Annotated in this window: 17 protein-coding genes; 6 read left to right on the top strand and 11 right to left on the bottom strand. The window is 66.1% G+C overall.

The genetic code is table 11. From position 1 onward, the window contains the following. The first annotated feature begins 66 nt into the window (after positions 1–66). Genes B4F07_RS15715 through B4F07_RS15705 form a run of 3 tightly spaced genes read left to right on the top strand, consistent with a single transcriptional unit; the run spans position 67 to position 3,633 of the window. Complete coding sequence (locus B4F07_RS15715; protein ID WP_293700837.1) at positions 67–1,281, top strand: hypothetical protein; 1,215 nt, start codon at positions 67–69, stop codon at positions 1,279–1,281. 58 nt (positions 1,282–1,339) lie between these two features. Next, positions 1,340–2,260, top strand: a complete 921-nt coding sequence (locus B4F07_RS15710; RefSeq protein WP_293700836.1) for a hypothetical protein — start codon at positions 1,340–1,342, stop codon at positions 2,258–2,260. Further along, entirely contained in the window at positions 2,257–3,633 is a 1,377-nt protein-coding gene (locus B4F07_RS15705; protein WP_293700835.1) for a sensor histidine kinase, read from the top strand. Before B4F07_RS15710 ends, B4F07_RS15705 begins: the two co-directional genes overlap by 4 nt. 301 nt (positions 3,634–3,934) lie before the next feature. Here the strand turns inward: B4F07_RS15705 and B4F07_RS15700 are convergent, their stop codons facing one another. After that, the gene (locus tag B4F07_RS15700; protein ID WP_293700834.1) at positions 3,935–5,221 is read right to left on the bottom strand and encodes a citrate synthase; all 1,287 of its coding nucleotides are present in this window, start codon (positions 5,219–5,221) and stop codon (positions 3,935–3,937) included. Positions 5,222–5,259: 38 nt separating this feature from the next. Next, entirely contained in the window at positions 5,260–6,702 is a 1,443-nt protein-coding gene (gene gltX, locus B4F07_RS15695) for a glutamate--tRNA ligase (RefSeq protein WP_293700956.1), read from the bottom strand. 82 nt (positions 6,703–6,784) lie between these two features. Here gltX and B4F07_RS15690 point away from each other — a divergent pair, with 82 nt between their 5' ends. Next, positions 6,785–8,944, top strand: a complete 2,160-nt coding sequence (locus B4F07_RS15690; protein ID WP_293700833.1) for a ComEC/Rec2 family competence protein — start codon at positions 6,785–6,787, stop codon at positions 8,942–8,944. Here the strand turns inward: B4F07_RS15690 and lexA are convergent. The 3 genes from lexA to moaC all read right to left on the bottom strand — a co-directional run bounded on the left by lexA (position 8,898) and on the right by moaC (position 11,307). After that, the gene (gene lexA, locus B4F07_RS15685) at positions 8,898–9,581 is read right to left on the bottom strand and encodes a transcriptional repressor LexA (RefSeq protein WP_293700832.1); all 684 of its coding nucleotides are present in this window, start codon (positions 9,579–9,581) and stop codon (positions 8,898–8,900) included. The two genes, B4F07_RS15690 and lexA, sit on opposite strands and share 47 nt — an antisense overlap. A 65-nt stretch (positions 9,582–9,646) precedes the next feature. Then, positions 9,647–10,837, bottom strand: a complete 1,191-nt coding sequence (gene glp / locus B4F07_RS15680; RefSeq protein WP_293700831.1) for a gephyrin-like molybdotransferase Glp — start codon at positions 10,835–10,837, stop codon at positions 9,647–9,649. Further along, a complete protein-coding gene (gene moaC / locus B4F07_RS15675; protein WP_293700830.1) occupies positions 10,834–11,307 on the bottom strand; it encodes a cyclic pyranopterin monophosphate synthase MoaC in 474 nt (157 codons plus the stop codon). The genes glp and moaC overlap by 4 nt, the downstream gene beginning before the upstream one ends. Before the next feature lie 310 nt (positions 11,308–11,617). Here moaC and B4F07_RS15670 point away from each other — a divergent pair, with 310 nt between their 5' ends. Beyond that, complete coding sequence (locus tag B4F07_RS15670) at positions 11,618–12,469, top strand: AraC family transcriptional regulator (protein ID WP_293704886.1); 852 nt, start codon at positions 11,618–11,620, stop codon at positions 12,467–12,469. A 31-nt stretch (positions 12,470–12,500) separates the two neighbouring features. Next, entirely contained in the window at positions 12,501–13,421 is a 921-nt protein-coding gene (locus B4F07_RS15665) for a CPBP family intramembrane glutamic endopeptidase (protein ID WP_293700828.1), read from the top strand. A 118-nt stretch (positions 13,422–13,539) separates the two neighbouring features. Here B4F07_RS15665 and trpC read toward each other — a convergent pair whose 3' ends face one another. The 6 genes from trpC to B4F07_RS15635 all read right to left on the bottom strand — a co-directional run bounded on the left by trpC (position 13,540) and on the right by B4F07_RS15635 (position 20,637). Continuing rightward, the gene (gene trpC / locus B4F07_RS15660) at positions 13,540–14,325 is read right to left on the bottom strand and encodes an indole-3-glycerol phosphate synthase TrpC (RefSeq protein WP_293700827.1); all 786 of its coding nucleotides are present in this window, start codon (positions 14,323–14,325) and stop codon (positions 13,540–13,542) included. Then, positions 14,322–15,320: an anthranilate phosphoribosyltransferase gene (trpD, locus tag B4F07_RS15655; protein ID WP_293700826.1), complete on the bottom strand. Its 999-nt coding sequence runs from the start codon at positions 15,318–15,320 to the stop codon at positions 14,322–14,324. Before trpD ends, trpC begins: the two co-directional genes overlap by 4 nt. Further along, complete coding sequence (locus B4F07_RS15650) at positions 15,317–15,907, bottom strand: anthranilate synthase component II (RefSeq protein WP_293700825.1); 591 nt, start codon at positions 15,905–15,907, stop codon at positions 15,317–15,319. Before B4F07_RS15650 ends, trpD begins: the two co-directional genes overlap by 4 nt. A 161-nt stretch (positions 15,908–16,068) precedes the next feature. Then, a complete protein-coding gene (locus tag B4F07_RS15645; protein ID WP_293700824.1) occupies positions 16,069–17,130 on the bottom strand; it encodes an alpha/beta fold hydrolase in 1,062 nt (353 codons plus the stop codon). A 35-nt stretch (positions 17,131–17,165) separates the two neighbouring features. Next, the gene (trpE, locus tag B4F07_RS15640) at positions 17,166–18,683 is read right to left on the bottom strand and encodes an anthranilate synthase component I (protein WP_293700823.1); all 1,518 of its coding nucleotides are present in this window, start codon (positions 18,681–18,683) and stop codon (positions 17,166–17,168) included. 7 nt (positions 18,684–18,690) lie between these two features. Continuing rightward, positions 18,691–20,637, bottom strand: a complete 1,947-nt coding sequence (locus B4F07_RS15635; protein ID WP_293700822.1) for a peptidylprolyl isomerase — start codon at positions 20,635–20,637, stop codon at positions 18,691–18,693. Positions 20,638–20,785: the final 148 nt, after the last annotated feature.

The raw sequence follows: 20,785 nt of genomic DNA, 5'->3' as shown, positions 1-20,785 counted from the left end.
CTTGCCAAACCGGTTCGGCGTCATATGACGTTGACCCGTGGTTCCTCAATATCATCGCGCCCGCCGATGGCCCTGATCGCGCTGATCGGCGCGAGCGAAGTCTTGCCCGACGGCGGGCTGCGCGCGCTCGTCACCGTGGCGGGCGAAACGCTTATCGAGCGGCAAGCGGCGCGGCTGGCCGATGTCGGGGTGACGCATATCGCGGTCGCGGTCGCCGCAGTACCCGCCGACCTGTTGGCGACGTGCGACCGCATCCGGCGCCGCGGGTTGAAGGTGACCCCGGTCCGCGCCGCCGCCGACCTGATGGGGTTGGTGCAGGAGGATGACCGGATCATCCTGGTTGCCGACGGGCTGCGCGCCGGAGGGACGCATTATGCCGCGATCGCCAAGCCGGGGGCGCCCGCGATCCTCGTCACCGGCGACACCCCGCTGACGCAGGGGTTCGAGCGGATCGATGCAACGCGGCGCTGGGGCGGGCTGGCGAGCATTTCCCAGCCGATGGTCGCCGAGCTGGCGGCCATGCCGGGCGAATGGGACATGATGCTCACGCTGCTGCGGCTGGCGGTGCAATCGGGCGCGCGGCGACTCTATTGCGAACCAGCGCTGTTCGAGCAGGGCGAGATTGCGATCGTTACCGACCGCCCGACCGCGGCGCTGATCGAGCAATCGAGCCTGCAACAGGTTGAATATGGCGGGATGGGGTTTGGGCGGTCGGCGATCATGATGCCGCTGATCCGGCTTGCCGGGCCGTTGCTGGTCAAATCGCCGACGACAGCGCGCTACCTCCCCTATTTGACCGCCTTTCTGTGGTTGGCGGTTGCGGGGCTGACGGCGAGCGGGCTGGCGGCGGCGGGAGCGCTGGTCGCGATCCTGGGCGGACTGGGGCTGACCGCGATGCGCTTTCTGTCGGCATTTCGCGCCGAAAGCGCAGCGCAGGACCGGGTGCGCGACGTCATTCGCACCTTTGCCTGGGTCTTGCTCGCGGTTTTTCCATGGATCGTCTCGCTGGCGGGGCCGGGGCATGACATGCCGCTGTTTTCCGAGGCCGCGCTGGCGCCGTGCCTCGCCGCGACGATCCTGCTCGCCCGGTCGCTCTACGAGGATTCGGGTGAGCGGCGGCGGTTCCACTGGCTGCTGCCCGATGCCGATCAGGCGTGGATCATGCTCGCTCCGGCGCTGCTGTTCGACTTCGCCTCGCTGATGTTCGCCATCCTGCCGCTGCTTGCGTTGCTGCAAATCCTGCTGTGGCTGCGCTTGGCGCGGCGCCCCGAAGCGTCCTAAAACAAAGCAGTTCAAGGTTTAGCGCGTATTAACGCCATCCTGCTATCCGCAATCGTGCATGACTGACTCCGTCTCCTCGTCCGGCATCGATCCGCTGTCCGCGCGCCTGCGCGAACTCGCGGACTATCTGTCGGCGCCCGCCGCCGGGCGACTGACCGAGGAACAGCGCGCCTTGTCGCTCGGGATCGCACGGCGGCTGGTCGCCGATGTCGCGGCGTGGCTGGACCCGGCGATCGACACCGACGGATTGTGGCAAGAATGGCTGCGCAAGGGGGTGCCGGGCGCCGAGCGACTGGCGCCGATCTGCTTCGCCCGCGCCGAGGAGCATCGCTGGCGCGAACAATCGGCGCAGCGCACGCCGCCGCCGCCGATCCTGGCCGATACCGGCGAGGCGAGCAGCGACGCCGCGGTGGGCTCGCCACTGTCCGACATCGACCGCGCCTATCTGGATTTGCAGATTGCCGATCGTCGCCGGTTCGACGCGCTGGGCCATCCTGCGCTGGCGCTTGCCGACCTCGACGGGGAGGTGTTTCGCGGGTTGTTGCGCGACGTCGCAGCGTGGCGTCTGGCCGAGGTCAGCCAGTATCAGGCCCGCGCGGCCCAATTGGGCGACGCGGTGCGGGTTGCTACCGAGCGTCACGCCGCCGAGCGCGGCATGGCCGACGCGGGCGCGGCCTATCAAAAGATTTTGGGTGCGGGTTTGTCCGAGGCTGCCGGACAGGCGATCGCGCGGCACGATTGGCCGACGCTGATCGCACTCGCCGCCGCGGCGCACCGCCGCCGCTATGACGATATGGCGCTGGCGTTGCTGACGGCCGAAACGGGGGCGCTGCCGTCGCTGCTCGCGCCGCTGCAGCTCGATCGCACCGCGCTGGCGCCGCTCGAAGCGTCGCTGGCGATGCTGCCGTCGCGGGCGGTGACCGATGACGGCGCGCGCGATTTCGGCGACATGCTGGCGGCGGAGCAGGGCAAGCGATGAGCGAGCGGATCGTCCGCGGCCGGATCGACCGGTCGGGCGCGCTGGTCAGCGCCGATGCGCCGCTGCTGCGACTGCAACAGCGCGCGGGGGCGGGGCTGGGCAAGCCGCTGGCGCTGCCGCATCTGGCGCGGCTGGTGGCGCTGGCGCAGCGACTGCACCGTGACATCAGCCGACCTTTGCACACCGCCGACGATCATAGCGATATCCACGCGCTGGTGCGGATCATCCCCGACGCCGAGGGGGCGAGCCTGGAGATCAGCGACTGGCGCACGCGGCCGGTGACGCAGCCGCAGATCCCGGCGATCGGCGAGAATGTCGTCGTACCGCACGGCTGGACTTGGGAGTGCGACCAGCAATTGCGGGTGGTGGCGCTCCGCGCCGCGCCCGATGCCCCGCCGGTCCCCAGTGATTGGGAAGGGCGCTCGCTGTCCGAATTGTTCGAGCTGCAACCCGATGGTGACGGGCGCTTTCCCGTCTTGCGCGCGCTCGCGCGGCAATCGCGCTTCGACGGCCAGCATGTGCAGGCTGACGCGCCGACCGGGCGGATGGCGATGACGCTGTCGGGCGACGCGCTGTTCGACGCGGTCGGTGGATTTACCGGGTTTCGCGGATCGGCCGTCGTCGCAGAGGACACCGCCGATCCGGTGCCCGCCGCGATGCTCGTCGATCCGGCGTTCGGGTCGCTGCCGCTGTCCGATCCGCAATTCGGGCGGCGCATCGACGGCGCGTTGCGCGGTCCGCTCAGCCGCATCATTGCGACCGCCGAGACGATTTCGGGCCAGTTCGATGGCCCGATCCGCGCTGATTATGCACGCTACGCGGGCGATATTGCGCATGCCGGGCGGCATTTGTTGGGGCTGGTCGACGATCTGGCCGATTTGCAGAATATCGAGCGGCCTGGATTCAAGGCGGCGGCCGACGAAATCGACTTGGGCGATCTTGCGCGCCGCGCGGTCGGGCTGCTCGGCATGAAGGCCGAGGAAAAAGGCATCCGCATCGACGCCCCGCGCACCGACGACAAGGCGCCTGCAACCGGCGAATTCCGCCGCGTGTTGCAGGTGCTGCTCAACCTGCTGGGCAATGCGATCCGCTATTCGCCCGACAATTCGCTGATCTGGATCCGCGTCAACCGCGACGGAGACCGCGCGACCGTGACCGTCGCCGATCAGGGGCAGGGGATCGACGCCGAGCAGCAGGCGGTGGTGTTCGAGAAATTCGAGCGGCTGGGCCGCACTGATAGCGGTGGTTCGGGGCTGGGGCTATACATCGCGCGGCGACTGGCGCGGGCGATGGACGGCGATTTGACGGTCGATAGCGCGCCGGGGCAGGGGGCACGGTTTACGCTGAGCCTGCCGGCGCGGGATGTGGGGTAGCGCTTTTTCAATTCGCGCAGAGACGCAGAGAGCGCAGAGGTTCATGACGTCTGGTTTCGACCACTTGCGGCCATAAACTTTCGTCATCCCGGACTTGATCCGGGATCCATGCGCCCTCTCAGCAGCGGGCGGCGTATGGCCTCATGGACCCCGGATCAAGTCCGGGGTGACGAAGAAACGAAGGGCAGCTAACCACCACAAAGTCGCCATCCAGTTTGACCTAGCCGCCAACGAAAAGGGGCCGCAATCGCGGCCCCCATCCTTTTCTCTGCATTCTCTGCGCCTCAGCGCGAAAATCGTCTTAGCGCTGACCCACCGGCACATAATCGCGCGGCGCCGGACCCGTATAGAGCTGGCGCGGGCGGCCGATTTTCTGGGCGGGGTCGGAGATCATCTCGTTCCACTGCGCGACCCAGCCGACGGTGCGGGCGAGCGCGAAGAGGGCGGTGAACATCGTCGTCGGGAAACCGATCGCCGACAGGATGACACCCGAATAGAAATCGACGTTCGGGAACAGCTTTTTCTCGACAAAATAGGGATCGCTGAGCGCCATTTCCTCGAGCTGCAGAGCGACTTCGAACACCGGGTCGTTGACCTTGAGCGCTTCGAACACTTCGCGGACGGTCTTCTGCATCACCGTCGCGCGCGGATCGTAGTTTTTATAGACGCGGTGACCAAAGCCCATCAGGCGGAACGGATCGTCCTTGTCCTTGGCGCGCGCGATATATTCGGGGATGCGCTCGGGGCGGCCGATTTCGCGCAGCATGTTGAGCGCGGCCTCGTTCGCGCCGCCATGCGCCGGACCCCACAGACACGCGATGCCCGCTGCGATGCACGCGAACGGATTGGCGCCCGACGATCCCGCAAGGCGGACGGTCGAGGTCGAAGCGTTCTGCTCGTGATCGGCGTGGAGGATGAAGATGCGGTCGAGCGCGCGTTCGACGACCGGATTGACCTCATATTCCTCGGCCGGAACGCCAAAGGTCATGCGCAGGAAATTGCCGGTGTAACTCAGCTTGTTGTCGGGATAGACGAAGGGCTGGCCGACCGAATATTTATACGCCATCGCAGCAATCGTCGGCATCTTGGCGATCAGGCGGTGGCTCGCGATCATCCGCTGGTGCGGATCGTGAATCTCGGTCGAATCATGATAGAAAGCGCTGAGCGCCCCGACGACCCCGCACATGATCGCCATCGGATGCGCGTCGCGGCGGAAGCCACGGTAAAAGGTCGCAAGCTGCTCATGCAGCATCGTGTGGCGGGTGATCGTGTTGTCGAAATCGGCCAGTTCCTGCGCGTTCGGCAGTTCGCCGTTGAGCAGCAGGTAACAGGTTTCCATGAAGCTGGAATGTTCGGCGAGGTCGCCGATCGCATAGCCTCGGTGGAGCAGCACGCCTTCGTCGCCGTCGATATAGGTGATCTGCGATTCGCAGCTCGCGGTCGAGGTGAAGCCGGGGTCGTAGGTGAAGGCGCCTGTCTGGGCATAGAATTTGCGGATGTCGACGACGTCGGGACCGATGGTGCCCGACAAGACGGGGCTTTCGACAGTCTTGTCGCCCAGGGTGATTTTTGCGGGTTGATCGGTCATATATTTTTCCCTGTTATGACGGCGAGGAGAGAGCGTGGCTAAGCCCCTGCCGGATAATGTTGCGCTGCGTCAAGTCGGGCCAGACTGACATCACGCCCAAGCAACAACAGCACGTCGAAAATCCCTGGGGAAACGGTTCGGCCGGTTAGCGCCGCGCGTAATGGCCCAGCCAATTTGCCGAGCCCCAGTTCGGCGGCTTCGGCCTCGGCCCGCACGGCGGCGTCCAGCTCTTCTATCGTCCATTGGTTCAGCCCGCGCAGCCGCTGCGTCACGGCAGCCAGCAAGCCTTCCGGGGCGCCCTTTAGCACCTCGGCAGCCTTTTCGTCCACCGGCAACGGATCGGCCTGGAACAGGAATAGCGCGCCGTCGGCGATTTCGTCGAGCGTCTTGGCGCGCGGTTTGAGCGATTCCATCGCGCGGGTCAGCGTGTCGCGTTCGACATCGCTCAGTGTGCGACCGACGAGCGTTTCGACGCGCGGGGCGACCAGTGTGGCCAGCCGGGCATCGTCGGCCTCGCGCAGATAATGGCCGTTAAGATTCTCCAGCTTTTTGAAGTCGAAACGCGACGGCGAGCGCCCGACATGCGCGAGGTCGAACCATTCGGTCGCCTGTTCGCGGCTGATGATTTCATCGTCGCCATGTCCCCAGCCGAGGCGAAGCAGATAATTGTTCACCGCTTCGGGGAGGTAGCCCATTTCGTCGCGATAGGCGTCGACCCCGAGCGCGCCGTGGCGCTTCGACAGTTTCGCGCCGTCGGCACCGTGGATCAGCGGCACATGGGCATAGACGGGCTCGCGCCAGTTCATCGACCGGATCAATGCCAGCTGGCGAAAGGCGTTGTTGAGATGATCGTCGCCGCGGATAACGTGGGTGACGCCCATGTCATTATCGTCGACGACGACGCTGAGCATATAGGTCGGCGTACCGTCGCTGCGCAGCAGGACAAAATCGTCGAGTTCGGCGTTCTGGACGGTAACCTCGCCCTGCACCTTGTCGGCGATCGTGGCGGCGCCGTCCTGCGGCGCGCGCAGGCGCACGACGTGCGGGACGGCGGGGTCGCCGTCGGTGCGGTTGCGCCAGGGGCTGCGGACTCGGAAGGGCAGGCGCTTTTCCTGCGCTTCGGCGCGCATCGCCGCGAGTTCGTCCTGGCTGAGGTAACAGCGATAGGCCTCACCCTTGGCCAGCAGCTCGGCGGCGACCGCGGCGTGGCGGTCGGCGCGGGCGAACTGGAATACCGTCTCGCCATCCCAGTCGAGATCAAGCCACTGCATCCCGTCGATGATCGCGTCGATCGCCGCGTCGGTCGATCGCGCGCGGTCGGTATCTTCGATCCGCAGCAGGAATTTGCCGCCATGATGGCGCGCGAACAGCCAGTTGAACAACGCGGTGCGCGCGCCGCCGATGTGCAGGAAACCGGTCGGTGAAGGGGCAAAACGGGTTACGACATCAGCGCCGGTTGCTTCCGGGGTTTTCGCGGTCATATCGGTTTCAATATCGGTTGCCACCAAGGCCTCTTTCACACAATTTGCCGCACATCGCGGCGGCGATCGGGGAGCCCCTAGCATGGCGACAAGGCAGCTTCAAACGCCCATTGCCGCGCGCTGGGGAAGTCGCTGGCGGGCGCTGGGCGATGGGATCGAGGCGCGGTTGGAGGAGGAGCGCGAGCGGATTGCGCTGTGGCTTCCGGTGGCGTTGGGCGCGGGGATTGCTCTGTGGCTGGCGCTGCCGACCGCGATGCACTGGATCGGTGCGCTGCTGGCACTGAGCGCGGTGGCGTTGGCGGGGCTGCTGGTAGGCTGGCAGCGGCGGTTTGGGCGCTCGATTGTCATCGGTTGCGGCGTCGTCGCAGCGGGAATGCTGCTCATCTGGGGCCGCGCGCTGTGGGTCGAGGCACCGGTCCTGGCGGCGCCGGTGACCACGAGCTTCTCGGCGGAGGTCGAGCGCGTTGATGCGCAGCCCGCGCGGGGGCAGGTGCGCTTGATCGTCCGGCCCCACGCGCGTGCCGACCTGCCGCCGCGGTTGCGCGTGACGGCGAGCGAGGATCAGGCTGCGGGCGTGCTACCGGGCGAACGGATCGGCCTGCGCGCGCGGTTGATGCCACCACCGACCGCCAGCCTGCCGGGCGGTTATGATTTTGCCCAGCGCGCATGGTTCGACCGGCTGGGTGCCGTCGGGACAGTGATTGGTGACATCAGCCGGGCGCCGGGAGTGGGGCGAGGGCAACCGCCGCTTCGCGCGCGCCTGACGCGGTATATTCACGGCCAAATCGATGGATCGGCGGGCGGGGTCGCGGCGGCGCTGGTCACCGGCGACCGCGGGGCGATCAGCGAAGCCGATGACGAAGCCATGCGGCGCAGCGGGCTGGCGCATTTGCTGTCGATCAGCGGGCTGCATGTCACCGCCGTGGTGGGGTTCACGATGCTCATCGCGATGCGGCTGCTGGCGCTCAGTCGGCGGCTGGCGCTGCGTGGATGGGTACTGCCGCTCGCGGCCGCCGCCGCGGCGTTGGTGGGCGGTGGCTACACGCTGCTTGCGGGTGCCGAGGTGCCGACTTTGCGGTCGTTCATCGCCTCGTTGTTGGTGCTGATCGCGTTTCTGATGGGGCGCGAGGCGCTGACGTTGCGGCTGGTTGCGGCAGGGGCGTTGCTGGTCATGCTATGGCGGCCGGAGGCGTTGGCGGGGCCGAGCTTTCAGCTCAGCTTTGCCGCGGTTACCGCGATCGTGGCGCTCCACGAAAGCCGCTGGATGCGCGCCTTCGTCGCCCGGCGCGAAGAGCCATGGGTTTTCCGGTTCGGCCGCGGCATCGGCGGGCTGGTCCTGACCGGGCTGGTCGTCGAGGCGGCGCTGGCACCGATCGCGCTGTTCCATTTTCACAAGGCGGGCCTCTATGGCGCGCTCGCCAATGTGATCGCTATCCCGCTGACAACCTTTGTCATCATGCCCGCCGAAGCCTTTGCGCTGCTGTTCGACAGCATCGGCCTCGGCGCGCCGTTCTGGTGGGTCGCCGAAGCGGCGATCAACGCCCTCATTGGTTTAGCGCATTGGGTTGCGGCGGCACCCGGCGCGGTCGCAACACTGCCTGTGTTTCCGCCGTGGGGCTTCGCGATCGCAGTGTTCGGCGGGCTGTGGTTTCTGCTCTGGCAAACGCGGTGGCGCCGTGCGGGACTGGTCCCGCTCACCATCGGCATGGTGACGCTGCTGGTTCAGCCGCGGCCGGACATATTGGTGACCGGCGACGGCAAGCATATCGCCGCAGCGCTGCCCGATGGCGGCTACGCGTTGCTGCGCGACCGTGCGGGCGAGTATGTCCGTGATACACTGTCCGAAGCAGCGGGGATCGATACGCCGCTGGCGGCGCTCGCCGAGCTTGAGCATGTCGAATGCAACCGCGATTTCTGTCGCTGGAGCCAAGGCGAGGGGGCTGACCGGCGCATCATCCTGGCGTCGCGCGGGCGCGACCGGATCGAGGGGAGCGATAGGGCGGCGGCCTGCGCGGCTGCCGATGTCGTCATCAGTGACCGCTGGCTACCGCGGGAATGCGTCGGGCGCTGGCTGACGATCGATCGCGACAGCTTGCTCGAAACCGGCGGGCTGGCCCTCTATCTGGGCGAGCAGCCCGCGGCCGTCACCACGCTGCGCGCCGGGGACGCGCATCCGTGGCGGCAGCCGCAGCAGCTTAGTGGTAACGACGAAGCAGTCCCGACAGCCGCCCTTGCACGATGACGCGGTCGGCGGGGTAGCGTTGCGGTTCGTAGGCGCTGTTAGCGGGATCGAGCCGGATCATCGGGCCTTCGCGGCGGAAATATTTGAGCGTCGCGTCCTGACCGTCGACCAGCGCGACGACGATGTCACCCTCGCGCGCGGTGCTGGCTTTCTGAATCAGCGCATAATCGCCGTCGAAGATCCCCGCCTCGACCATCGAGTCGCCCGACACTTCGAGCGCATAATGTTCGCCCGATCCGAGCAGCGCGGCGGGGACGGAGAGGTGATTGTGATCCTCGAACGCCTCGATCGGGACGCCCGCGGCGATCTTGCCGTGCAGCGGCACTTCGACGATGTCGTTGGCGGCGATCGGGCGCATCGCGGGGGCGGGCTTGCGGAGCGGGACGACATTGTCGCTACGCTCACGCACGGGCGATTTGGCCGCTTCGGGGAGCTTGATCACTTCGAGGGCGCGGGCGCGGTTGGGGAGGCGGCGGAGGAAGCCGCGTTCTTCCAAGGCGCTGATAAGGCGGTGAATTCCGGACTTGGACTTGAGTCCCAGCGCTTCCTTCATCTCTTCGAACGATGGCGAAATGCCGCTTGCGTCGAGCTTTTGCTGTATGAAGTGAAGCAGTTCATGCTGCTTGGCAGTCAACATTGTCATTCTCCGTCAGGACCAGAACCGGACATAATGAGAACGATAGTGGAACAGAGCGGGACTTGTCAAGCGATGACGATATAGTCCGCCATTGCGCCCGCATCGCGCGGCGGCGCGGCGATGTCGCGGATCAGCAGCGCGTTCGCGGTGGCAAGCGGGAGCGTCATGCCGCTGTCCTGCCCGGTGAGCGGGGTCAAGCGGCCGCTTTCGAGGCGCGCGCGCAGATAATCGCGGCGACCGCCGCCGCCGTCCAAGGCCTTGGCAAGCCGAGCTTGATGGATGGCAGGCAAGGGATCGCGCGATCCCGCAAGGTGGCGGACAAGTGGAAGCAGGAACAATGTCGCGGTGACGAACGCCGACGACGGGTTGCCGGGCAGGCCGAGCAGGACGGCGTCGCCGATCGTTCCGGCGATCAGCGGCTTGCCCGGGCGCATCGCGATCTTCCAGAAATCGATCTGGCCGCCCGCGTCCTGCAGCGCGCCGCGGACATGGTCGTGGTCGCCGACGGAGGCGCCGCCGACGGTGACGATGACGTCGTGACGTCGCGCCAAATCCTTCAGAACTTTGGCCAGTATCGCGCGGTCGTCGCGGACATGGTGGGGTAGGCTGACAACGGCGGGCTCGCCGGCGAGCATTGCGGAGAGCATTGGGCTGTTGCTGTCGGGGATCTGGCCTGCAGTCAGAGTGCGCCCCGCCTGCACAAGTTCGTCGCCAGTGGTGAGGATCGCGACGCGCGGGCGGCTACCGACCATGAGTTGCTCCGCGCCGCTCATCGCCGCGGCGGCGATCGCGCCGGGGGTGAGGCGGGTGCTCGCGGGCAGCAGGCAATCGCCAACGGCAAAATCGCTGGCGCGGGGGCGGACATGGCTGCCGCGTGTGGCGGGGCCGTCGCCGGTCAGGGTCAGTGTGCTGCCGTCGGCGGCGACATCCTCCTGGACGATGACGGTGTCGGCGCCTTCGGGGACGATCGCGCCGGTGAAGATGCGCATCGCTTCGCCTGCGTTCACAGTGCGACCCGGCGCGGCCCCTGCGGCGCTTTCACCGATGACGGCCCACGGGCCGGGGAGGTCGGCGAAGCGGATCGCATAGCCGTCCATCGCCGATAAGGGCGCGGCGGGCTGGTCGCGGCGGGCCAGGATGTCATTCGAAGTGTAGCGGCCAAAGCCTTCGGAAAAAGATATTTTCTCGGGCAGCAGCGGGCCGCGCAGCGCCAGCAGCCGCGCCTGCGCCTCCTCGACCGGCAGCAAGCCGCTCATTCGGCGCGCCAGTCGCCCGAGCGGCCACCGCTTTTTTCGCGCAGGCAGATGTCGCCAATCACCATCGCGCGGTCGAGCGCCTTGGCCATGTCGTAAAGCGTGAGGAGGGCGACCGAGGCGGCGGTGAGCGCCTCCATCTCGACCCCGGTCGGGCCATTGGTCGCGGCGGTCGCGGTGACCGCGATACCATTGTCTTCCCACGCAAAATCGACGCCGACCTTGGTGAGGGCGAGCGGATGGCAGAGCGGGATGAGGTCAGCGGTGCGCTTGGCGGCCATGATCCCGGCGATCCGCGCGGTCGAAAGGACGTCGCCCTTGGGCGCGTTGCCGCTGCGGATGGCTGCCAACGCGTCCGCGGACATGGTGATGCGGCCGCTGGCGACGGCGCGGCGCTGGGTTGCGGGCTTGGCGCCGACATCGACCATATGCGCGGCGCCGGTGTCGTCGAGATGAGTCGGTTTGAGCGTCATCGCAGGAGCGAAGCAAGCTCGGGTGGGAAAGGCAAGGGGCGATGGGGGTGTGGAGTTGGAAGAGGCGTTGTAACGGCTGGAAACAAGCGATTTCGGTCGCTCGTCGCCGACGCCAAGGCCGGTGAAAGCTGCCGTCCTTTCAGGTGAAATGCCGACGGAAGACTTGTTGTGGCTTGCAGACCTCGAAGAGGCCAAGACCACTGACCCTCCAAGGTTCACGTGAGGCCATTTTTGCTGAGGAAGACAGTTTCGGCCCGAAAGTCACGCAAGCGATCTTAGGTTCCTATTTGAATTCGCAAGATTTGCCTTCTTGCTGCTTACGCCCGATATATTGTCGATGAGTTCTGCAGCGCACTCTTCAGACCGATGGCATTCGGACGGCTCGTTCGAACTGATCGAGCGAGTTGCAAACCGGCTGGTCGGGGCAGCGTTTTCGCCGCATCGGCACGATACTTACACGGTCGCTTTGACGATGGCTGGGGTGCAAGCGTTCAACTATCGCGGGTCGATGCGACATTCGCTCCCTGGGCAGGTGCTAATCCTCCATCCTGACGAAATGCACGATGGACATTGCAGCGATGAGGCGGGATTCAGCTATAGGGCAGCCTATGTTCCGCCAACGCATCTCCAGGCGGTGCTTGGAGGCGCCGAGCTGCCGTTTGTCGTTGATGGCGTATCGACGGATCCCGCCTTGATCGCGGCAGCCTTCAACATGGTCGTCGACTGCGCTGGCGTCGCGGATCCCGGTGCTTATGAAGACGCGCTTTACGATCTGGCCCATGCCATGAACAAAGCTTCTGGCGGGGCGGAAACGGTGAGAATCGCCAACCGAACAGCTGTGATGCGGGCGCGCGAATTTCTCGAAACCGCCGTCGTTTTCGGTGCACGGCTCGATCAATTGGAGCAAGTGACTGGCTTTGACCGGTGGCAGCTTTCGCGTGACTTCCGGGCAGTGCTCGGCACCAGCCCCTATCGCTATCTGCAGTACCGACGGGTCGATCTTGCAAAACAGCTCTTGCGCGACGGCGCGACGCTGGCCGATGCCGCGCATGGCGCCGGGTTCGCCGATCAGAGCCATTTTGGCCGAACATTTCGCAAGACCGTTGGCCTCACGCCGAAGCAATGGCTTCGTTCGGACTTGTTCCGCACGATCGTTCTATAGCCGTCCGCTGCCAGCGGGTAGCTGCGGTAGTATGACACAGATGATCTTTTCCGACGAGCCGGCCAAGGGCTGGATACCGCCGAGTATCGCCGCGCCCTTTATCTGCATATTCATTCTTGTCATCAGTATGTTGCCGGGCGATCTCGGGCTCGCATATCTCGGCTTTACGGAGCCGATGGGCCCCCCGCGCGGGCCGTTGGGCTTTTTCCTGATGCTAGTTTCGTTCAGCGCATTGGGGCTTGCGGTCGCTGGCTGGGTTCGCTGGGTTGAAAAGAGAAGCCTCGCAAGTGCCGGACTTTGCGGCGAAGGGGGGCTCAAAAAGTTCCTGACCGGACTGGCCGTTGGGATAGGGATGATGGGCGCGATCGTGACGGCGATAGCCCATTCTGGCGGATACCGTGTCGCTGATCTGGCCCCCGCCTTTGCCACCCCTGCAGCGCTTGGCTGGATCGCCCTGTTGCTCGCCGGCTTTGTCGTGCAAGCAAGCGTAGAGGAGTTCGTTTTTCGCGGCTGGCTGTTCTCGGCCGTCATGCGGCGTTGGAACATGACCGCCGCCTTCATACTGTCGTCCGCCGCTTTCACCTTTGTTCACCTTTCGCCCAGAGCAACGGTGTCGGCGTTGGTCATGACCTTCATCTTCGCGATTTTCGCCTGCGCCTGGGTGCGGTATTCGAATTCGATCTGGGGCGTGATGGGCTGGCACGTCGGCTGGAACTGGTTTGCCGGCGCCGGCTTTGATGTGCCAATTACAGGTTTGGACACCGGTTTGCCCGCACTGGTCGTGAAATTGGTGCCTGTCGGGCCGGCCTGGCTCAATGGTGCCGGGGAAGGACCGGAAGGGAGCGTGTTTACGCTTGCCCTGCTGACTGTTGCTGGCCTGATCCTGCTGTTGCTTCCAAGGTCGCGCGAACGAGAGGGAATCGATCCACCACGTTCCGGGCAGCAACCTTAGGCGCTTCGCTCAGCAAGGATAGCGGAGCGACAGGCCATCAAAACGATCATGAATGGGCAGCTAAACTGCCAAAGGCCGTCAGTGCCCCGACAGTCCGCTATCTACCGGAAAGCGAAACTCAACCCTCCAGCAACGCCCTCGTTGCCGCCGTGACGTCATCCTGGCGCATCAGGCTTTCGCCGACGAGGAAGGTTCGTACGCCGCTGGCGGCAAGGCGCTGGCAGTCGGCGTGGGTGGCAATGCCGCTTTCGCCGACGAGCAGCGTGCCCGCGGGAACCAGTTTGGCGAGGCGTTCGGTGACGCCGAGGTCGGTTTCGAAGGTGCGCAGGTCGCGGTTGTTGACGCCGATCAGGCGCGAATGCAGCCGGGTCAGCGCGCGGTCTAGTTCGGCTTCGTCATGGACTTCGACGAGGACGTCCATACTGCGCTCAATCGCGGCGGCCTCGATGTCCTGCATTGTGCCGTCCTCCAGCGCGGCAACGATGATCAGGATGGCGTCGGCGCCGATCGCGCGGGCTTCGGCGACCTGCCAGGGGTCGATCATGAAATCCTTGCGCAGCGCGGGCAGGGCGCAGGCGGCGCGCGCGGCGACCAGATAATCTTCGTGGCCCTGAAAATAAGGCGCGTCGGTCAGTACCGAGAGGCAGGCGGCGCCCCCCGCGGCATAGGCGCGGGCGTGGTCGGCGGAGTTGAAATCGTCCCGAATCAATCCCTTGGAGGGCGAGGCTTTCTTGATTTCTGCGATGAGGGCGAAGGCGCCCGCGTCGATCTTGGCCTGCAACGCCGCGTGGAAGCCGCGCACTGGGCCGGCGTCGATGGCGTCGAGGTCGGTGAGCGAGCGCAGCGCGCGGCGCGCGGTCACTTCTTCGGCCTTGGTGGCGAGGATCTGGGTCAGCTTGTTCATTTATACGCGATCCAGCAGTTGAGCAGCGCGTTGGCGAGCCCCTTGTCGATCGCTTCGGCGGCTTCCTCGACGCCATCGGTCAGCGTGTCGACCGCACCCGCGATGACGAGCGCTTCGGCGGCGTTGTAGAGCACGGCGTCGCGGTATGCCCCGGGTGCGCCTTGCAGCATTTCGCGCAGCGCCTTGGCATTGTCCGCCGCGTCACCGCCGCGGATCGCCTCGATCGGGTGGGACGGCAGACCGGCATCGGCAGCATGGCTGCGCTGCATGAATACGCCTTCGGCATTGACCACCGCGACTTCGTTGCCGCCCGCGAGCGAGAGTTCGTCGATGCCTTCGTCGCCCGAGACGACACGCGAATGGTCGGTGCCGAGCCGGTGCAGCGCCTCGGCATAAACGGGGACGTAGCCGGGGCGCGCGATGCCGATGAGCTGGCGGGTGACGCGCGCCGGATTGGCGAGCGGTCCCATCAGGTTGAAGATCGTGCGACGGGCGAGCTTCTGGCGGATCGGCTGGATGCGCTTCATCGCCGGATGGTGGTTGGCGGCGAACAGGAAGCAGATCCCGAGGTCGGCGAGGGTCGCTTCGGCGAGACGCCCGGCGCGCTCCATGTCGAGGCCGAGGACTTCGAGGGTGTCGGCGGCGCCTGATTTCGACGAAGCGGCGCGATTTCCGTGCTTTGCGACGGGGACTTCGCACGCCGCGACTACGATCGCGACCGCGGTCGAGACGTTGAGCGTGTGATGACCGTCGCCGCCGGTGCCGCACACGTCGATCGCGCCCTTGGGAGCATTGATGGGGATCAGCCGGTCGCGCAGCGCCTGCGCCGCGGCGGCGATTTCGACCATCGTTTCGCCGCGATCGGACAGGGCGGTGAGGAATTCGGCGATCTCGTCCTCGCTGGTGCGCGCGTCGAGGATGTCGGCGAAGGCCTGTGCGGCCTCGTCATGATCCAGCAGATGCGCCGGATCGGGAAGCGGGCCGAAGCGGCTCATGCGGCTTGCCGCGCGAATACGGGCAGTCCGGCCAGCTCCATGAAATTGGCGAGCATCGCGTGGCCATGTTCGGTCGCGATGCTTTCGGGGTGGAATTGCACCCCGTGGATCGGCAGCTCGGTGTGGCGGAAGCCCATCACGGCGCCGTCGTCGCTGGTCGCGTTGATGATCAGGCAGTCCGGAATATCGACGACTTCGAGACTGTGATAGCGCGTCGCCTGAAACGGCGAGGGCAGGCCGGCGTAGAGGCCGCTGCCATCGTGGCACACCGGCGAGGTCTTGCCGTGCATCAGATGGCCGCGCTGGACGGTGCCTCCGAAATGCTGGCCGATCGCCTGATGGCCAAGGCAGACGCCGAGCAGCGGCCGCTGGGCGTCCGCGCAGGCGGCGACGAGGTCGAGGCTGATCCCGGCTTCATTGGGGGTGCAGGGGCCGGGGGAGATGAGGATCGCTTCGGCACCGGTCGCGAGGGCTTCGGCAGCGGTGAGCGCGTCGTTACGTTCGACGCGGACGTCGGCGCCCAGCTCGATCAGGTAATGAACGAGGTTGAAGGTGAAGCTGTCGTAATTGTCGATGACGAGGATCATGGGGGTGGGCCGTAACGATTTTGGGGTGGCGGGGGAAGGGATAGAAGCTTTTCGGCGCGCAAACTTACCTTCGTCATCCCGGCGCAGGCCGGGATCTCGCCGTCGCGTTCGACTTCGCCGGAGAGATCCCGGCCTGCGCCGGGATGACGAACGAGGGGTGGCTACTCCGCCATCAGCTTTGCCAGATCGTCTTTCCAGAATTTGGCCCAGGTATGGGTGCTGTGGCCCTTGGTTTCGGGACTGGCGGGGATCAGGATGAACCGCGTCGTTTTCATCCGCGCCCCGGCCTTTTCGGTGATGCCGTAGGCGGGCGGGTTGATGAAGTCGTCGGCGGAGTTGATCCATAGGGTCGGGACATTGATCTTTTCGAGACCGGGCCACGGGTTGTAAGTGCGCGAGCTATCAAGCTGATAAATGGTGTCATTCGCATCGTTGCGGCCGAACATTCGCGCGAATGCTTCGTCCTTGAACTTCTCCGCTGCTTCGCGGGTCGGATATTGGACCTGGAGCGCATAGGGGTTGGCGCCCGCGATCATGCTGAGCGATGCGGCGGTGCGCAGTCCTGCCGCGGGCGGGGTGGTGTAATTGCCGCCCTGCCACAGCGGATCGGCCTTGATCGCGTCGATTGTCAAGGTGCGCCACATGCGGTTCTGGCCCGCGATCTCGACCGGCAGGCAGGCGAAGGGGGCGAGCTTTTCGGCAAAGCCGGGGCGGGTGGTGCCCCAGACAAAGGCGTGCATGCAGCCCATCGAGGTGCCGAGGATCAGCTTGAGTTTGTGCACGCCGAGCTTTTCGGTGAGCATCCGATGCTGGGCGCTGACCATGTCGTCATAGTCATATTTCGGGAATTTCATCCGCATCCCGTCGCTGGGCTTCGATGAGGCGCCATGGCCGATATTGTCGGGCAGGATGATGTAATATTTCGCGGTGTCGAGCAGCTGGCCGGGGCCGAACAGCTCGCTGGCAAATTGCGGCTGAAAGAATTGCTTGCCGCTGCCGCCGGTGCCGTGGAGGATCATCACCGCGTTGGTGACATGGCCGTTTTTGTCGCGCTGCGGGGTGCCGAGCGTGGTGTAGTGCATTTTGAGTTCGGGCAGCTTTTCGCCGGATGCGAAGGCGAAATCGTTGAGGATCGCGTCGCCCTCGACGGCACCCGCAGGGGTTTGGGCGTGGGCGGGAACGCTGGCGAGCAGCAGGGCGAGCGGGGCGAGGAGTTTGTGCATCGCGGGACGCTAGCGTACGTCCCGATCAGGTCAAGCTATTGCCCATATCCCGGCGTTCCAGCCAACCGCACCGCTTCGCGCGCCGCGGCGAAGAGCGCGCCGGCCTTGGCCTCGCACTCGCGCTGTTCATAGGCGGGGTCGCTGTCGGCGACGATGCCGGCGCCCGCCTGCACATGCATCTCGCCGTCCTTGACGATCGCGGTGCGCAGCACGATGCAGCTGTCCATGTTGCCGTCGGGCGCGAAATAGCCGACGCCGCCCGCGTAAGGCCCGCGCGCGTCGGCTTCCAATTCGGCGATTATCTGGCAGGCGCGGACCTTGGGGGCGCCGCTGACGGTCCCCGCGGGGAAGCCGGCGAACAGCGCGTCGATGGCGTCCTTGTCGGGGGCGATGCGGCCGATCACGTTCGAGACGATGTGCATGACGTGGCTGTAGAATTCGACCGTATAGCTGTCGGTGACGGTGACGCTGCCGCCGACCGCGGCGCGGCCGACATCGTTGCGGCCGAGGTCGAGCAGCATTAGATGTTCGGCGCGTTCCTTGGGATCGGCGAGCAGGCTTTCGCGGTTCTCGACGTCCTCCGCGCTGGTCTTGCCGCGCGGGCGAGTTCCCGCGATCGGGCGGATCGTGATCTCGCCATCGCGGACGCGCACCAATATCTCGGGCGACGAGCCGATCAGCGCAAAGCCCGGCAGATCGAGGAAATAGAGGAAGGGCGAGGGATTGATGCGGCGGAGCGCGCGGTAGAGGTCGAAGGGGGGCAGGTCGAAGGGAGTTGAGAAACGCTGCGACAGCACGACCTGAAAAATGTCGCCCGCGGCGATATAGTCCTTCGCCTTGGCGACCATCGCGGCGAATTGCGCGGGCGGGGTGGCGGGGTTGGCGGCGATGTTGGTGGGGAGCGCATCGGTCAGGGCGCGATCAGCGGACACGCTGGCGGTCGACAGCCGCGCGGCGACGCTGTCGAGCCGGTCCTGTGCCGCCTCGATCATCCGGTCGAGCGCGCCGTCGGCGTCGGGCCAGATCGGCGCGATGAGGAACAGTTCGTCAGCGAGGCGGTCGAAGACGAGGATCGTCGTCGGGCGGACGAACACCATGTCGGGCAGGCCGAGCCCGGCGCCGGGTGCGCGTGGGATGCGCTCGACGAGGCCGATGGTTTCGTAGGCGAAAAAGCCGACGAGCGTCGCGAGCGCCTTGGGCAAGCCGTCGGGGACGTCGAAGCGGCATTCGGCGACCAGATCGCGCAGCGCTTGCAGCGCGGGGGCAGCTAGCGGTGCGAAGGCGTCGCGGTCATGGCGCCAGTCGCGGTTGATCCGCGCCGCGTCGCCGGTGACTTCGAACATCAGGTCGGGATCGAGGCCGAGCAGGCTGTAACGCCCGCGCGTTTCGCCACTTTCGACTGATTCAAGTACCCAGTCGCCGCGTCCCGGCTCGATCAGCTTGAGCGCCGCCGACACGGGGGTTTCGATATCGGCGATCAGCCGCTGCCAGACGACCGCGCCGCGGCCACCCGCCAGGGCTTCGAGCGCCGCGGCTTTTCCCTCCAGCGCCACCGGTCGGTTATTCGGCGACCGGCGCGGTGCCGGTGAGTTCCTGGCGCAGTTGCTCGACCAGTTCCTTGTTGATCGTTACCCCGACGCGGCGCTTGGCTTCGCCAGCGAGCTGTTCGATCAGCTCGTTGCCAAAGGCGGGCGCGAGCGGCTGCGCGATCGCGGCGACGCGGGCGGGCTCGATCGACTTGGGATCGGGGCGCTGGACGTCGGCGAGCGCGATCACCATCCAGCCGCGATTGCCGGGGATTTCGAGCGTCTTGACGCTGTTTTTGGCCATCGAGAACAGCAGGGCGAGTTCGGGCGGCACCGGCTGGCCGTTCTGGCCGAGTTCACCGCGGCGACCGCCGATCGTCTGGACGCTGCCGATGTTCGGCCCCGCGGCGGTGACCGCGGCGGCCAGCGTCTGGCCGCCTTCGACCGCCTTGACGATCGCGCGCGCCTTGTCACGAGCGACCTTTTGCCCCTGCGCGAAACGCCAGTCGGTGAGCAGGTCGGCGCGAATCTGCGCGAAGGGCGGCGGCGCGGCGGCGATGATCGATTTCACCGCATAGACGGCGAATTTCTGGTTTTCGACCAGCGTGGCGAGCTGGCCTTCGCCTTCCGAAGCGCCCTGGAACGCCTGACTGACCAGCGGGGCGAGTTCGGGGGGCAGGGTGTAAGCGGGCTGGCCGGGAACGCGGCCGCTGGGGAGCAGCGCCGGGGTGGTGGCGAGGGTGAGTTTGCGGTCGGCGGCGATTTCGTCGATCGACGCGCCGCTGTTCACGGCGTCCTGGATCGCATTGTAATAATCGACGATCGCCTCGTTCGCCTTGTTCTTGGCCAGTTCGGTGCGGATGTCGGCGCTGGCGTCGGCGAGGCTGCGCGCCGGACGCGCGGTGACGTCCTCGACGCGCGCGACGCTCCAGCCGAGGCCGGTCTGGATCGGACCGATCAAATCGCCCTGTTTGGCGGCGAACGCCGTCTTGGCGGCGGCGGCGGTGCTGGTGGCGGCATAGGACGATTGGGTGAGGTCGCCGGTGGTCGAGGCCGAAAGGCCCGCGGCCTGCGCCGCGGCGGCGAGCGACGTACCGCTGCGCACCTTGGCGGCGAGCGCGTTGGCGGTCGCCTGATCGGGCGCGATCACCTGCGCAAAGCGGCGCGTTTCGCTCGCGGCATATTGCGCGGCATTGTCCTTGTAGACTTTGGCGATCTCGGCGTCGGTGACTGCGGGAACCGGTACGCTGGCGGCATCGAACAGCGCATATTGGATCACGCGGCGTTCGGGCACAGTGAATTTGGCGGCGTTCTGCATCAGGTAGGTTTTGAGCGCGGCGTCGCCCGGGTCGGCGGTCGGCGCGAAGGCGCTGGCGGGAATGAAGGTCGCCTGACCGCGGCGCTGTTCGAGCAGCAGCGCGGCATAGGGCTGCGCCATGCCGGGGGCGAGCCGCGGCATACTGGCAATCGGGGCGGCGATCTGTTCAATCAGCAGCTGCTGGCGCAGGTCGCGGCGCAGCTGCGCTTCGGTCATGCCGTTCTGGCGCAGGAAGGTTTCGAACGCGGTCTGGTCGAAGCTGCCCGACACGCCGGCGAAGGCGGGGATGTCGGCGATACGGCCGTCGATGAGCCGCTTGCTGACGCCAAAGCCCATTTCGGTCGCAAACTGGTCGAAAGCCATGCCTTCGATCATCTGATTGAGGACCTGGTCGAGGCCGCCCGATTCGACAAACGCCGCCATCGTCATGCCCGGCTGGTCCTGGCGCGCCTGATTATAGGCGAGACGCACGCGATCGCGCAGCTCGCCGACGCCGATTTCTTCGCTGCCGACTTTCGCGACATTGGCGCCGCCGATGCCGCCAAAGGTCGAATTGCCGGTGACGTCGCTGAGCGCAAAAGCCACGCCGATAAAGGCGACAAAGCCGAGCGCGAGGAACTTGCCGAGCGTCGAGGAAAACATGCGGCGAATTGCGGTAATCATGAAGCGGTCAGTCTTTCGGCGGGGCGCGGGGATGCGCGGCTCGGCGATGCTTTAGAGGCGCGGCGGCACGGCATCAAGGCGCGAAACGGGCTTTTCGTGGCGGCGCGACACCGCTTGCCTATCGGCCCCGCCCGCCGCTAGGGCCATT

The organism is Sphingopyxis sp. UBA6723 (genome assembly GCF_002454115.1).
In the GTDB taxonomy this organism is placed as follows: Bacteria; Pseudomonadota; Alphaproteobacteria; order Sphingomonadales; family Sphingomonadaceae; genus Sphingopyxis.
This window is presented reverse-complemented; position numbering and strand designations above follow the sequence as displayed.

Excerpts from the sequence above, each read along its gene's own strand:
- B4F07_RS15715 (WP_293700837.1), top strand. The coding sequence starts at position 67 with ATGGCCCTGATCGCGCTGATCGGCGCGAGCGAAGTCTTGCCCGACGGC.
- B4F07_RS15710 (WP_293700836.1), top strand. The coding sequence starts at position 1,340 with ATGACTGACTCCGTCTCCTCGTCCGGCATCGATCCGCTGTCCGCGCGC.
- B4F07_RS15705 (WP_293700835.1), top strand. The coding sequence starts at position 2,257 with ATGAGCGAGCGGATCGTCCGCGGCCGGATCGACCGGTCGGGCGCGCTG.
- B4F07_RS15700 (WP_293700834.1), bottom strand. The coding sequence starts at position 5,221 with ATGACCGATCAACCCGCAAAAATCACCCTGGGCGACAAGACTGTCGAA.
- gltX (WP_293700956.1), bottom strand. The coding sequence starts at position 6,702 with ATGACCGCGAAAACCCCGGAAGCAACCGGCGCTGATGTCGTAACCCGT.
- B4F07_RS15690 (WP_293700833.1), top strand. The coding sequence starts at position 6,785 with ATGGCGACAAGGCAGCTTCAAACGCCCATTGCCGCGCGCTGGGGAAGT.
- lexA (WP_293700832.1), bottom strand. The coding sequence starts at position 9,581 with ATGTTGACTGCCAAGCAGCATGAACTGCTTCACTTCATACAGCAAAAG.
- glp (WP_293700831.1), bottom strand. The coding sequence starts at position 10,837 with ATGAGCGGCTTGCTGCCGGTCGAGGAGGCGCAGGCGCGGCTGCTGGCG.
- moaC (WP_293700830.1), bottom strand. The coding sequence starts at position 11,307 with ATGACGCTCAAACCGACTCATCTCGACGACACCGGCGCCGCGCATATG.
- B4F07_RS15665 (WP_293700828.1), top strand. The coding sequence starts at position 12,501 with ATGACACAGATGATCTTTTCCGACGAGCCGGCCAAGGGCTGGATACCG.
- trpC (WP_293700827.1), bottom strand. The coding sequence starts at position 14,325 with ATGAACAAGCTGACCCAGATCCTCGCCACCAAGGCCGAAGAAGTGACC.
- trpD (WP_293700826.1), bottom strand. The coding sequence starts at position 15,320 with ATGAGCCGCTTCGGCCCGCTTCCCGATCCGGCGCATCTGCTGGATCAT.
- B4F07_RS15650 (WP_293700825.1), bottom strand. The coding sequence starts at position 15,907 with ATGATCCTCGTCATCGACAATTACGACAGCTTCACCTTCAACCTCGTT.
- B4F07_RS15645 (WP_293700824.1), bottom strand. The coding sequence starts at position 17,130 with ATGCACAAACTCCTCGCCCCGCTCGCCCTGCTGCTCGCCAGCGTTCCC.
- B4F07_RS15635 (WP_293700822.1), bottom strand. The coding sequence starts at position 20,637 with ATGATTACCGCAATTCGCCGCATGTTTTCCTCGACGCTCGGCAAGTTC.